Annotated in this window: 10 protein-coding genes and 1 pseudogene; 3 read left to right on the forward strand and 8 right to left on the reverse strand. The window is 66.2% G+C overall.

The genetic code is table 11. From position 1 onward, the window contains the following. Positions 1-41: 41 nt before the first annotated feature. Entirely contained in the window at positions 42-212 is a 171-nt protein-coding gene (locus AX724_RS23880; RefSeq protein WP_197421463.1) for a hypothetical protein, read from the reverse strand. 203 nt (positions 213-415) lie between these two features. Between AX724_RS23880 and AX724_RS04410 the strand changes: the two genes are divergently transcribed. Beyond that, positions 416-1,111 (forward strand): HAD family hydrolase, encoded by a 696-nt coding sequence (locus AX724_RS04410; RefSeq protein WP_066764012.1) that lies wholly within the window; start codon positions 416-418, stop codon positions 1,109-1,111. A 64-nt stretch (positions 1,112-1,175) separates the two neighbouring features. Here AX724_RS04410 and AX724_RS04415 read toward each other — a convergent pair whose 3' ends face one another. Beyond that, positions 1,176-2,519: an alkaline phosphatase family protein gene (locus AX724_RS04415; RefSeq protein ID WP_066763991.1), complete on the reverse strand. Its 1,344-nt coding sequence runs from the start codon at positions 2,517-2,519 to the stop codon at positions 1,176-1,178. 2 nt (positions 2,520-2,521) lie between these two features. Continuing rightward, positions 2,522-4,819: a TonB-dependent receptor gene (locus AX724_RS04420; protein ID WP_066763993.1), complete on the reverse strand. Its 2,298-nt coding sequence runs from the start codon at positions 4,817-4,819 to the stop codon at positions 2,522-2,524. Positions 4,820-5,028: 209 nt separating this feature from the next. Here AX724_RS04420 and AX724_RS04425 point away from each other — a divergent pair, with 209 nt between their 5' ends. After that, positions 5,029-5,304 carry a hypothetical protein gene (locus tag AX724_RS04425; protein WP_066763997.1) on the forward strand — a complete coding sequence of 92 codons (276 nt, stop codon included), beginning with the start codon at positions 5,029-5,031 and terminating at the stop codon, positions 5,302-5,304. A 107-nt stretch (positions 5,305-5,411) separates the two neighbouring features. Here AX724_RS04425 and AX724_RS04430 read toward each other — a convergent pair whose 3' ends face one another. The 5 genes and pseudogenes from AX724_RS04430 to AX724_RS04450 all read right to left on the reverse strand — a co-directional run bounded on the left by AX724_RS04430 (position 5,412) and on the right by AX724_RS04450 (position 11,441). Beyond that, positions 5,412-5,675, reverse strand: a complete 264-nt coding sequence (locus AX724_RS04430; RefSeq protein ID WP_066763999.1) for a hypothetical protein — start codon at positions 5,673-5,675, stop codon at positions 5,412-5,414. 11 nt (positions 5,676-5,686) lie between these two features. Beyond that, entirely contained in the window at positions 5,687-6,355 is a 669-nt protein-coding gene (locus AX724_RS04435; protein ID WP_066764001.1) for a class I SAM-dependent methyltransferase, read from the reverse strand. Further along, a complete protein-coding gene (gene prfB / locus AX724_RS04440; protein WP_066764004.1) occupies positions 6,355-7,482 on the reverse strand; it encodes a peptide chain release factor 2 in 1,128 nt (375 codons plus the stop codon). The genes AX724_RS04435 and prfB overlap by 1 nt, the downstream gene beginning before the upstream one ends. An 86-nt stretch (positions 7,483-7,568) precedes the next feature. Then, a pseudogene (locus AX724_RS04445) lies at positions 7,569-10,074 on the reverse strand (penicillin-binding protein 1A). An 86-nt stretch (positions 10,075-10,160) separates the two neighbouring features. Beyond that, on the reverse strand, positions 10,161-11,441 hold the full coding sequence (locus AX724_RS04450) for an N-acetylmuramoyl-L-alanine amidase (RefSeq protein ID WP_066764013.1): 1,281 nt from the start codon (positions 11,439-11,441) through the stop codon (positions 10,161-10,163). Between the two features lie 516 nt (positions 11,442-11,957). Between AX724_RS04450 and AX724_RS04455 the strand changes: the two genes are divergently transcribed. After that, a partial coding sequence (locus AX724_RS04455) for an Rne/Rng family ribonuclease (RefSeq protein WP_231736465.1) occupies positions 11,958-14,103 on the forward strand: 2,146 nt, incomplete at its 3' end.

The following is a 14,103-nucleotide window of genomic DNA, read 5'->3' on the forward strand; positions in this document are numbered from 1 at the left end:
ACGGCCGGGACATAGGGATGCGCGTTGCCGATGCGAAGGGTTCAGTGCATTTTTTCCCAGGCGGGCCTGTCGTCCCGGTCCTGTATCGCGGCGTCCCGGACCAGGTCGGCGTCGCGGTCGATCAGGACGATGCTGGGTTCGCGCAGCAAGGCCTGGGCGAGGCGCGTACGCCACCGATCGAACAAACCGCGCTGATGCCGACTATCCTGCATGATCCCTCCAGACCGACTCGAGCGGCTTATCTACCGATGCTATAGAGAATCTGCGCTCAAGCAATATTTGGAACGGGTGCGAAAAAACTTTGCCGGGCCGATGGGCGGCGGCGGCGCGATCGTCGCCCCTTGCGGGCCGAAGCAGGGCGATGCAAAAGTCGGCCCGCGCCGCGAAGGACGCGGGAAATCCCGGTGAAAGACCCATGACCGTCAAGCTGATCTGCCTCGATGCCGACGACACGCTCTGGCACAATATGCGCCACTTCAATGCGACGGAGGAGGCGCTGGTGGCGATGCTGCGCCCCTTCGCCGACGCCGATGTGACGCGCGAGCGGCTGGTCGAATGCGAGACCCGCAACCTGGCGCTCTATGGTTATGGGGCCAAGGGCTTTACCCTGTCGATGGTCGAGACGGCGGTGGAACTGGCGGGCGATCATCTTTCCACGTCGCTGGTCGCCGACATATTGGCGGCCGGGCGAACGCTGCTGGCCCATCCGGTCGAGCTGTTCGACGATGTGCAGGCGACGCTGGAGGCGCTGAGCCATGTCGGCCGGCTGGTGCTGGTGACGAAGGGCGACCTGCTGCACCAGGAAAGCAAGCTCGCGGCGTCGGGCCTTGGCGACCTGTTCGGCGGGATCGAAATCGTCAGCGACAAGACCGCCGACACCTTCACCCGCATCTTCGCCCGCTATGGCGTCGCGCCGCAGGAGGCTGTGATGGCCGGGGATTCGCTGCGGTCCGACATCCATCCCGCATTGTCGGCCGGGGCGTGGGCCGCCTATATCCCGCAGGAAGGCGCATGGAGCCACGAGATGGCAGCGGTGCCCGAAGACCATCCCCGCTTCACCCTGCTGGAGCGGCTGGCCGACCTGCCCGGTTGGATAAGGTCGCTGCCCTAGAGCGTCTCCCCCACCCCGTTCCGGGCAAGTCGTGGCCCGTCAGGGCGACGGGTCGAACCCGTCGTCAGGGCCGCAGGTCGATCGCCTTCCCCTCTGCGTCGGGAAGCGTGGCGCCGATGATCTTCGCCAGAGTGGGCGCGACCGCGCGCATGTCGATCCGGCCGAGGTCGCGGCCTTTCGCCACGCCCGGCCCCACGACCATGAAGGTCGCGTCGAGATGCAGGGGACCGGGCAGATAGCCGTGCATGCCCTTGACCGGCGTGGGTGCGACCAGAGGCGCGGACGCGCCGCGGAAGATGTCGGTCACGAAACCGGGGCGCAGGTTCACCAGGAACGCCGCCTGCGGATTGGCGCCCGCCCGTGCGATGGCGGCCCGGTCCAGCACCGCCGCGATACCGTTTGCCGGATCGGCGGCCAGCCGGTCGAGCAGCGCCTTCGCCCGCGTCGCGACCGCCGCGTCGTCCGGCCGGGCCAGCATGATCGCCGCCGATCCGCCCATGATCCACGGCATCGCCTGCCAGGACGCGACCTTGCCATCCTTGTCCAATATGATCAGCCCTTCGTCGATGAAGGGGCGGAAGAGGTTGAGGCCGGTCTGCGTCGCCTCGAACCCATGATCGCTCACCAATGCGATGGTGGCGTCGGGATGCGCCTTGCGCTCCGCCGCCACCAGATCGCCGACGATGGCGTCGATCTTCTCCAGCACCGCCTTTGCTTGGCGGGTGTCGGGGCCGGAGGCATGTTGTTCATGGTCGAGCGCGGTCAGATAGACGGTCAGGAAATCGGGCTTGTGCGCGGCGATCAGCGCAGTGGCGAAGCGGCCCCTGTTCTGGTCGCCCGGCAGGCTTTCGTCGATGCCCATGGCGTAGGGCTCGCCGGCCGCCGCTTCCAGTTCGGCCTTCAGCCCCGGCGTCGCCAGCGCGTCGAGCAGCTTCGCGTCATCGGGATGGCCGGTGCGCCAGATCTGCGGCAGGTTCCAGGTCACGCCCTTCGCCGCGACGCTGACGGGCCAGTGGACATTGCCGGTGGACAGGCCCGCCCTGGTCGCGGCTTCCCAGAGCGTGGGCACGCGAATGTCCTGCGCATACCAGTACCAGCCGCCCTGGTTGATCCCGGTGGGATCGAAACTGTTGTTGGCGACGATGCCATGGCGGGGGGGCGACACGCCGGTCATCAGCGTCGTGTGGCTGGGATAGGTCAGCGTCGGCGCGACGCCGATCACCCCTGCGGCATGCGTGCCTTCGGCAAGGAAGCGCGAGAGGTTGGGGAGGGCAAGGCCGCGCTGCCGCGCCTCGATCACGTCGCCGGGCCGAAGCCCGTCGATGGAGATGAGGAGCAGCGGCTCCGCCTGCGCCACCGCCGGCATGGCGAAGGCGAGGAGAAGCGGGATCAACGCGGCCTTGCCCATGATCAGAAACCGGCCTTGAGCGTGGCGAAGAATTGCTGCGGCGCGCCCACCAGCAGCGTCTGCCCGTCGCCGCTGTTGCCAAAGCCGCCCGATCCGATCGTGCCGATATAGCGCTTGTCGAGCAGATTGGTGGCGTTGAGCTGGATTTCGAACAGCTCGCTGAAGCGATAGCCGATCGACGCATCCACGATCACCCGGCCCGGCACGGACACATCGTTGGTGTAGCTGTAATAGCGGCGCGACATATAGTTGACGCCAACGCGGGCAAAGCGCTGGCCATCGTCCAGATAGAGTTCGCCCCGCGCCATATGCTTGGGCGCGTCCACCACCGTCTTGCCGTCGATGGCCGCCACCAGCGCGCCGTTGCCGTCGCGCACATCGTCGCGATAGGTGGCGTCGGTGTAGGTATAGGAGCCATAGAGGCCCCAGCCGCTGCCCAGCTTCACGTCGCCCGCCGCTTCGATGCCCACGGAGCGCACGTCGCCGACATTCTGGAGCGCCGACGGATTGCCCTGGATCGCCGATCCCACCTGAACCGCGAGCAGGCGGTTCTTGAAGTTGACGAGATAGGCGCCAAGCGTGCCGTTGAAGATCGGGGTGTGGACGCGAAGCCCACCCTCGAACGTGTCGGACGTTTCCGGCTTCAGGGTGCCGCGGATCGCATTGAAACCGGCCTGATTGGTGGAGAAGGGCCCGGTCGTGGTCGCTGAGGCGAAGGCGCGGGTCGACTGGCTGAAGCCGCCATAGATTTCCGCCGCGGGGCTGAGTTCCACGACGAAGCCGGCGCTCGGCTGGAACCAGTCGGTGGCGTCGATCTTGCCCTGCGGGAAGGTGGAGGAGACGACCGCCTCCGCCTTGTTCGTGACCTTGAAGCCCTTCCAGCCGAGGTTCAGCGTCACCATGCCGAGGTCGATCTTGTCCTGCACATGATATTGGAAGGTGTTGGTGGTGAAATCGAACGCCCACTGGGTGAAGAAGGGGTTCTTGGGATAGTCGCGGAAGGACAGGCCCGGCTCGGTGCGGCTGGCAAAGGCATAGAAGCGGCGCGCCTGGTCGAACTTGTTGTTCTCATACCATGCGCCCACGTTCAGCGTCTGGATGCCGATCGTATAGTCGAGGCTGCCGAACACGCCGTACCGGTCCATCTGATATTCGGTCGTGCGCACCGACATGGGGACGCCGTTGGGGCTGGGGACATAGGGAGTGGCCCACAGGCCCATGCCCTTGTTGTTGTGATAATAGCCCTTGATCTTGAAGGTCGCGGCTTCGCCGATCGGCGTGGTCAGGCCGATCGCGCCCAGCCAGTCCTTGCGCAGGCCCGATGCGTCATAATAGGCGTCGTCGGCGCTGGTGACGTTGCCGGGATAGACTTGTCCCGTCGCGACCCGCGCGCCGCTATAGTCGTACAGGCCGTCCGGGAAGGGCGATCCGCCGCTGTTGCTCACCCGGTCGACATCATTCAGCCGGCTGGCATAGTCGATGGCGCGGGCATAGTCGGGATAGGTGTTGTCCCAGTCCCAGCCCAGGCGCCGGATCATGGACATCGACATGTCCTGATAATCCTGCTCGCGCCGGTCGGAATAGCTCAGCCAGCCATCGATCTTCGCTTCGCCCACGGGGATCACGACCTTGGCGTTGCCCATATGCTGGTCCTGAACGCCCTGCCCCTTCCACTTGTCGGTGGAGCCGTAGCCGTAGGACACATAGCCGCGCACGCCGTCCTTCGTGCCGAAGTTCAAGCGTGCAAAGCCGCGGATCGTGTCGTCGCTGCCATAGGTGCCGTTGAACTGCGCGCCGAACTCGCCAGTGGGATCGGCCGAGAAGGTCTCCACCGTGCCGCCCAGGTTGCCGGTCGATTGGGTGCCGAGCGATCCCGCGCCCTGGCTGACGCGCACGCTGCCGATATTCTCGCTGCTGATCGCGCGGGTGATGTGCAGGCCGTTATGGTTGCCATAGCTCATGTCGCCCAGCGGAATGCCGTCGAAGGTGAAGCCAAGCTGATTCTGGTTGAAGCTGCGGATGGTCACGCGCTGCGACCATTCATAATTGCCGAACGGGTCGGCCGACTGGAAATTGACGCTGGGCAGCTTCTCGATGGCTTTGAGCGGATTGGTGCCGGGGGTGAGGACGGTGATTTCCTTGCCCTGCAATTCCTGCACCTGCCGGGTTTCGCCCCGGCCGAAGACGACGATCTCCGCGCTCGCATCCGGGGCGGCGTCTGCCGGCGCGGCATCCTGCGCGAAGGCGGGCAGCGAAATGCAGGCGGTCGACGCCAGCAGCAGGGCAGTGGAAATGCGCATGGTAATTGTCCCCCTTATCGGACCTGTGGTCGCGGGCGGACTATCCCGGCGATGTTGCAGCGCAATGTGGTTTGGTTGACGCCCCGATGTCACTTGCATGACAGGCTTGTCACAGAATGATGCCGGTCGAAGTCCGGAAAATCACCGAAAGCACAATGAACTCAATCCTTTGCGGCGCGTTTAACTGCCCTGAGAGGATGGAGCCGCAAATGACGATCAGCGTGGAATTTCCAGATGGCGGCCTGCGCGACATGCCCAGCGAACTGCGCATCGATCACGCAACGGGCGGGTTGGATCATGTGCCGCTCGACTGCAACGCGCAGTGGCGCTTCGTTCGGCGCAACGGCCGCTGGCTCGCCCAGCCGCGCCATGGCAGCCTGGCGGTGCTGGCGCCGCAGGTGGACGAATGGTGGCGGGGCATCGCGACGATGGCGGATGGTCCGCGGCCGCCGCGCGCACCCGCCCGGTCGCCCCGCGCCGCCTGAATGCCTTGACGGGCCGGGATCGCGCGGAGTGCCGCGACTGGCCTGGTCTGAATCAAGGCAGGCGCCATGGGCGCCGGGTCAGCGCGAAGGCATGGGCAATCATCGGCCTATGAGGATTGCGCGCCCTTTTCTGCCAGGTCCATGAAGGTGCGCGCGGCATCCCGGTCGGCCGGGTCGTCGAACGTCACGTCAAGGTCCGGCGCGTCACCCAGCAGGAACAGCAGCGACCAGAGCGCGAACCGCCGACCCCGATCCTTTTCAAGGCCAAGGTCCACGCGCATCCGCTCCATGCCCGAAACCAGCGCGTCGGGCGTCAACGCGTCCAGGTCGATACCGCCGAAATAGCGGCGAAGCTGATCGTCGAACTGCATTCCCTATGCTCCTATCCGCGAAAGGCGCAGGGTATGATGCTGGCCGGGTCGGGCCGCGCCGCGATGCGGCGGAACCGCGCGAAATAACCGCCCGCCGTGGGCTTGGGTATCAGCTCGTCCAGGCGGAACCCCATCGCCGCCAGTTCGCACGCCAGCAGGCGGGGCGGAGTGCCATGCCGCTGGGTCGGCCGGTCGGCGTCCACCACGATCAATTCGCCATCCTTCTTCAGCGCGGGGGAGAGATGCCAGAGAAAGGCATAGGGTTCGGCGATCTCATGATACATATGGACCATCAGGATGCGGTCGAAGCTGTTTTCGGGCAGCTTGGGGTCTTCCGGCGCGCCCAGCTTCAGGCTGACATTGTCCCATTTCTCGCGCGTGATGCGGCGGGTGGGGCCGAACGGCCGGGCCAGGCGCACGGTATAATAGCCCTCGCCCGCGCCGATGTCGGCTACGGTCATGCCGGGGCGGATGCCGGCGCGATCCATGATGTCCTCGGCTTCGTTGACGCGGTCGCGCGCCTCCTCGCTCGACCAGCGGGTCGACACGATCGGGGCGACCGGACGGTCGGCGCGCGGAAAGTCCCGCGCCGCGGCGGGCCGCTCGTCCGCGGACCCCTCTCCCAGCCGGTCGCACGCGGCCAGCAGGACAAGCGCCCCCGCCAGCATCGCGCGGATCATCAGTCGACATCCTCCACATCGACCTTCTCGCCCGTCACCTTCTGCGACAGGGCGGCGGCCATGAACGGATCGAGCGCGCCGTCCAGCACATCGTCGGGCGAGGTGGAGGTGACGCCCGTGCGCAGGTCCTTCACCAGCTGATAAGGTTGCAGCACATAGGAACGGATCTGATGGCCCCAGCCGATTTCGGTCTTGGCCTGATAGTCGCTCGACGCCGCTTCCTCGCGCTTGCGCAGTTCCGCTTCGTAAAGCCGGGCCTTGAGCATGTTCATCGCGGTGGCGCGGTTCTTGTGCTGCGACCGGTCGTTCTGCGACGCGACGATGATGCCCGACGGAACGTGAGTGATGCGGACCGCGGAATCGGTCGTGTTGACGTGCTGCCCGCCCGCGCCAGATGCGCGGTAGGTGTCGATCTTGAGGTCGCTTTCCTTGATCTCGATGTCGATATCGTCGTCGATCACCGGATAGACCCAGACGGACGAGAAACTGGTGTGCCGCCGCGCGCTGCTGTCATAGGGGCTGATGCGGACCAGGCGATGGACGCCGCTTTCGGTCTTGGCATAGCCATAGGCGTTCTCGCCCTTGAACAGGAAGGTCGCGGACTTGATCCCCGCCTGGTCGCCGGCCTGATAGTCGACCAGCTCCACCTTGTAGCCGCGCCGTTCCGCCCAGCGGCGATACATGCGGCTCAGCATCTCGGCCCAGTCCTGGCTTTCCGTTCCGCCCGCGCCCGCGTGGATTTCCAGATAGGTGTCGTAGCTGTCGGCCTCGCCCGCCAGCAGCGCCTTGATCTTGTCCTCGTCGGCGCGCTCGGCCAGCGCCTTCAGGGACGCGACGGCCTCGTCCACCATCGCCTCGTCGCCTTCGGCCTCGGCCATTTCGATGAGTTCGGCGGTGTCGGTCTTTTCCCCGTCGATCGCACGCGTCGCGCCGATCGCACTGTCCAGCCGGGTGCGCTCGCGCATCACCTCCTGGGCCTGCTTGGCATTGTCCCAGAGCGTCGGATCTTCCACGCGCGCGTTCAGTTCGTCCAGCCGCCGCAGCGCCCGGTCCCAGTCCAGCGACTGGCGAAGGAGCGCCAGCGCGGCGTCGATACGGTCGATATATTGCTGCGCTTCGGCGCGCATGTCTGGTCTCCGAAAATCTGTCGGCGTCTTAACGCATCAAGCGCCTGCCCCTATCCGAGGGCGACGGATTTGGGAAGGGCGGAGCCTCAATAGATCCCGCCCTGCCCTTCCAGGAAGTCGGCGTCGTTGCGCTGGCGGCCGCGCGATATGGCGGAGGCGGCGCGGGCGTCGGCGGCCTTGGCCTGCGCTTCGGCTTCTTCCTTGCGGATGGAACGGCGCGGTTCGGTTTCGGGCTTGAACGCTTCCCAGATGACGGCGGGCTTCAGGTCGGTGCCCGGCCATGCGCCATAGACGCGCTTTCCCGACCTGCGGTCGATGGTCACCATGCGGATGCCCGCAGGCGCGACGAAGGGCGTCTTGGGCATCGTTTCCAGCACCGGGGCCATGGCCGCCTTCCAGATCGGCGCGGCGATACGACCGCCCTGCGCCCAGCCGCCCAGGCTGCGCGGCTGGTCGTACCCGATATAGACGCCCGCGACGAGATCGGGCGATCCGCCCACGAACCAGACGTTGGTCGGCCCGTTGGTCGTGCCGGTCTTGCCGAACAGCGGCCGATTGAGGTCGTTGAGTATCGTCGCGGTGCCGCGCTGGATAACGCCTTCGGCGATGTGGACGACCTGATAGGCGGTCATGGGATTGAGCACCTGCTTGCCTTCAAAGCCGAAGCGCGGCATCGGCTTGCCGTCCCAGTTCGGCATGTTGCAGCCTTCGCACGGGCGCCAGCGCTGCGGCCAGATCACCTTGCCGCGCCGGTCCTGCACATAATCCATTACCTTGGACGGTTGCTGCTTGCCCTGGTTGGCCAGCGTCGCATAGGCGTTCACCATTCGCTCGACCGTCGTTTCCCCCGCGCCCAGCGCGAAGGAGAGATAGGGCTGATAGTCGCCTATCCCCATATTCTTGATCGTCCGCACCACCCGGTCCATGCCGGTCTGGCTGGCGGCACGCACCGTCATCAGGTTGCGCGACTGCTCGACGCCCCAGCGCATCGTCTGCGGCCCCGCGCTGCCGCCGGAAAAGTTGCGGAAGCATTTCTGGCCCAGCCCCGCGCCCTGATAGACGCAAAGCGGTCCATCGACGATGATGGAGGCCGGCGTCATGCCATTGTCCAGCGCGGACGCATAGACGAACGGCTTGATGGTGGAGCCGGGCTGGCGCAGCGCCTGGGTCGCGCGATTGTAGGAGGACAGGCGCGAATCGAACCCGCCCTGCATCGCGCGGATGCGGCCGGAATGGACTTCCTCCACCAACATGCCGCCGGACACTTCGGGCACGTTGCGCAGCGCCCAGTTCGAACCGTTGCGCGTGACCACGATCAGGTCGCCGGCCTTGAGCGCCGAGAAGGCCGGGCCGCCGGTGCGGCGATAGGGCATCTGCGCGGCGTCCGCCGGCAGGACGCCCGTGCTGCCGTCGGCAAAGCCGATCTGCGCCGCGCCGGAAGACCGGCTGATGACGACAGCCACCCGCCATTGCGCATAATCGACACTGATGTAGCTGGCGGCCAGTTCCCGCTCCCAGCCGTCGCCGGCATTGATATGGCCGACCGGGCCGGACCAGCCGCGCCCGCCGTCGAACCGGAGCAGCCCGCCGCGCAGCGCATCCTGCGTATGTTGCTGCACCACGGGATCATAGGGGCTGCGCACCCACAGGCCGCCGGCATAGACGCTGTTGGGACCGTCCGCCGCCTTTTCGCCGAACAGCTGGATCAGGCGACGGCGCACCTCCTCCATATAATAGCCGCCCGCTCGCGCGTCGAAGCTGGAGCCGTGCGCGGCGACCGTGCCCAGCGGCTGCGCCTGCGCCTCCACCCGCTGCGCGGCGGTGATCCAGCCATTCTTCTCCATCTCGCCCAGCGCCCAGTTGCGCCGGTCGAGCGCCCGCTCATGGCCGGTCGGGCTTTCGGGGCGGTAATTGGCCGGCCCCTTGGGCAGGATGGCGAGATAGGCCATCTCGTGCAGCTTGAGGTCCGCCACATCCTTGTCGAAATAGGCGCGCGCCGCCGCCTGCACGCCATAGGCGTTGCGGCCGAGGAATATCTGGTTGAGGTAGAGTTCGAGGATCTGCTGTTTCGACAGCACATTTTCCATGCGCCAGGCCAGGATCATCTCCTTGACCTTGCGGGTGGGCGAATATTCGTCGCCGATCAGAAGATTCTTGGCGACCTGCTGGGTGATGGTGGAGCCGCCACGGGCGCGCTGGCCCGACCCCAGCTTGCTGGCATAGTCGACCACCGCGCCCGCGAAGCCGGGGATGTCGACGCCATGATGTTCGAAGAAGGTCTTGTCCTCCGCCGCCAGATAGGCGCGGATCAGAAGCGGCGGATAGTCGCTATATTGCAATTGCACCCGGCGTTCACGCGCATAGCTGTGCGCCGGCTGGCCATTGATGTCGCGCACGATCGTCGGCCAGGCCGCGCGCGAAGATCAGCCAGAAGAGGAACAGCGCGGCGAGAAAGGCGCCCAGCAGGATCGCCGCCCAGCGGAACAGCCTTCGCTCCATCAGCGGGCGCAGACGGCCGATCAGGCCTCCGGCATCGCGGCGCAGGCGATAGGCGATGGACGATTGCGGGGTATCGGAACGGGCCTCTTCCATGGAGAAGAGGCTCTAGGGTCAAAATGCGGCCAAGGCCAGTGGGCTTTCGACGGCCCGTCGCGCCGGCTGCCCGGCGCCGCCTGACATCAACCGCCAGCCCCGCCGCCGCGCATCGCCAGCTTGCGGGCGAAATGCACCTCGATCGCGCGGGCGACGCCGCGCGCGATCCGCGCCTGCCCCTCGCGCGAGGAGAGGAAGGCGCTGTCCGCCGCATTGCTGATATAACCGGTCTCGAACAGCACGGACGGCGTGTCGGGGGCTTTGAGCACCATCAGCGACGCGAAGCGGTGCCCGGCGCTGCGGAACGGCACGTAGGGACCGGCTTCACGCTGGAGCAGCCGGGCGAAACTGGCGGAAATGTTCATCGATTCGCGCTGGGTCAGGTCGATGAGGATGGACGATACGTCGTCGGACTGTCCGCCAAGGTTGACGCCGTTGATGATGTCGGCCTTGTTCTCGCGCGCTGCCAACCGTGCCGCTTCCCGGTCCGACGCGGTTTCGGACAGCGTATAGACGGTCGCGCCGTGCGCGTCGCCATTATCCGCTGCGTCGGCATGAATCGAAATGAAAAGGTCCGCGCCCAGCTTGCGGGCGATGCCATAGCGTTCCTGCAGAACCAGAAACTTGTCGTCGTCGCGCGTCAGAGCCACGCGCACGCGGCCGCCCTTCACCAGTTGATCGCGGATCGCCTGCGCGATCGCCAGCGTCACATCCTTTTCGCGCCGGCCGGTTTCCTTGTTGATCGCGCCCGGATCATGCCCGCCATGGCCGGCATCGATCACCACCAGGGGGCGGGCCCCGTCCTGCGCCCCTTCGACCGGAGGCAGCGTAAGGCCGCGGGCGGGCGCGGGTATGGGAACGCTGATCGAATGGAGCCGCTTCTTCGGACGCGCCGCCATGTCCGCCGCGCCGTCGAACCGGGTGCGCCCCTTGCCCATCTCGGCCAGGAACCGCGCTTCGCTCACAGGCTGCAACGCGAAGCTCAGCGACTTGCCGTCGGCCGCGATCTGCGGCGTGCCCAGCGTCGCCGGCCCGGCGAGATCCAGCACGACGCGCGCGGTGCCTTCGTTGAGCTGCCCCTGTCGCACGGCCGCCACGCTGCCGTTGCCCGGCGCGAACCGTCCGCGCCCCATCTGCGCGCCGTCAATGTCCAGAGCGATGCGGCGCGGCGCATCCAGCAGGAAAGCGGAGGCGCCCTCCACCCGGTCGTCGAAACGCACCACCACCCGATCGTCGCGCACGTCGACGCCGGCGATGCCGCCCGCGCTGCCAGGCGCGGCCGCGATGATCGCGCCCATCAGGGCAAAGCTCTGCACCATCCGCCGCTTGTGCAACGCCCGACAAGAGCCCGTCCACCCAAATTTCATGACGATGATCCGTCCCCAGCGTCCCCACGCTGAATCCGGCATTAAGCATCGTGACTTTGAAGGACGTGAATCGAGACGGTTAACGGCTGCTTCACCTTCTTCATGCAATGGGTCTGGCGAGACATTATATTTCAGCCAGACGTTGCTCCGCCTTCATTTGGCTGCTACCCATTCATATTCCTGCAAGGTTCGCGTCATGGACGGGCGACCGATCAGGGCGATGAGACGAGCACCGGCGGACTTTATGGATCCTGTCCGGTCCGGTGCTGCAAACAGGTTGACGCTGCATGAGGCATGAATTCCTTTCCACGCTTGCCCCGGTTCCGGGCGCAGCGGCGTGGATGGAAAGGCTCGGCGCATGGTCCGGCCCTGCCGACGCAGCAGACACGTCACTTTTCCTTCCAAACCGGACGATCCCGCGATCCGCGCGCCCCTTGGCGCGCGCGCGGCCGTCCCTTCACTATCGCGTGACGGCGCGGCCCAGCGCCGCAGCCCGCTCACGCCGGAGACTCATAAATGACAATGCGTATGCTGATCGATGCGCGCCACCGGGAAGAGACCCGGGTCGCGGTCGTCAAAGGTAACCGGATCGAGGAGTTCGATTTCGAATCGGCCGAGCACAAGCAGCTCAAGGGAAATATCTATCTCGCCAAGGTAACCAGGGTCGAACCGTCGCTGCAGGCGGCGTTCGTCGATTATGGCGGCAACCGCCACGGCTTCCTGGCCTTCAGCGAAATCCATCCCGACTATTATCAGATCCCGCGCGAGGACCGCGAGGCGCTGCTGCGCGAGGAACGCGCGCATGCCGAGGAAGAGGCCGCGCTGCGCGCCGACTATGATGACGAGGATGACGAAGATCATCATGGCGAGGACGGCGTCGAAGTCGTCGAAGCCACCCATCATCATGACGATGAGGAAGGCGCGGAGGAAAGCGCCGAGGGCGATGCGCCGCAGAAGGCCAGCCGCCGCAAGGGCGGACGTGGCGGCGACGATGCTGCGGACGAGCTGCGCCGCAAGCGCATGGCGCTGCGCCGCCGCTACAAGATTCAGGACGTCATCAAGCGCCGCCAGGTGCTGCTTGTGCAGGTGGTCAAGGAAGAACGCGGCAACAAGGGCGCGGCGCTGACCACCTATCTGTCGCTCGCGGGCCGCTATTGCGTTTTGATGCCCAACACGTCGCACGGCGGCGGCATCAGCCGGAAGATCAGCAACGCGGCCGATCGCAAGCGTTTAAAGTCGATCATCGCGGAGATGGCGCTGCCCTCCAGCATGGGCTGCATCGTGCGCACCGCCGGGCTCCAGCGCACCAAGCCGGAGATCAAGCGCGACTTCGACTATCTCGCGCGCCTGTGGGACGAAATCCGCGAAAAGACGCTGAAGTCGGACGCGCCGGCTCTGATCCACAATGACAGCGACCTTATCAAGCGCGCGATCCGCGACATCTACAACAAGGATATCGAGGAAGTGATCGTGGAGGGCGCGGAGGGCTATCGCGCCGCGCGCGACTTCATGAAGCTGCTGATGCCCAGCCATGTGCGCCGGGTAAAGCAATATGCCGATCCCATTTCCCTGTTCCAGCGCGCGAGCGTGGAGGACCAGCTGGCCGCGATGTACAATCCGGTCGTCCAGCTGAAATCGGGCGGCTATCTCGTCATCAACCCGACCGAGGCGCTGGTGTCGATCGACATCAACTCGGGCCGCTCCACGCGCGAACATGGCATCGAACAGACCGCCGTCGCCACCAATCTGGAAGCCGCGCGCGAGATCGCCCGCCAGCTGCGCCTGCGCGACATGGCCGGCCTTGTCGTCATCGACTTTATCGACATGGAGATGAACTCCAACATCCGTAAGGTCGAAAAGGCGATGAAGGAGGCGCTGAAGGACGATCGCGCCCGCATCCAGGTCGGCCGCATCTCCGGCTTCGGCCTCATGGAAATGAGCCGTCAGCGGCTGCGCACCGGCGTGCTCGAAGCATCGACCCGCCAATGCCCGCATTGCGAAGGCACCGGCCTTGTCCGCACCGCATCGTCGGCGGGCCTCGGCGCGCTGCGCATGCTGGAGGAAGAGGCGGCGCGCGGGCGCGGCAGCATCATCACGCTGCGCGCCAGCCAGGAAGCGGCCTTCTATGTCCTCAACAACAAGCGTCGCGAACTGGACGAGATCGAGCAGCGCTACGGCGTGCGCATCGAAATCCTGCCCGATGGTGAGATCGAGGGCGCGCGCATGTCGGTCGAGGCCAGCGGCCCCCGGCCCGAGCGTGTCGTCGACTATACCCCCCTCCCGGTCGAAGAGGATGATCTCGACCTGATCGAGGAGGAGGAAGAGGAAGAAGAAGCCGAGGAGGCAGAGGCGGACGCGGGCCGCGAAGAGCGCGGCGAGCAGGGTGACGAGCGCGAGGGCGGCCGCCGTCGCCGTCGCCGCCGTCGCCGTCGTGGCGGCCAGCGCGACGAGAATCGCGCCGATGAACCGGCCGAGTCCGCACAGGCGGACGAGGCTGACGAAGAGGCCGGAGCGGAAGAAGACGCCGATGAAGCGGCGGTCGAAACCACGGCCGAAGCCAAGGACGAGGACGAAGGCGGTGCGCGGCGTCGTGGACGCCGTGGCCGTCGCGGTGGCCGTCGCCGTCGCGAGGGTGGCGAAGGCGGCGAGGATGCCGTGACCA

It is taken from the genome of Sphingobium sp. CCH11-B1 (genome assembly GCF_001556865.1).
GTDB lineage: Bacteria > Pseudomonadota > Alphaproteobacteria > Sphingomonadales > Sphingomonadaceae > Sphingobium.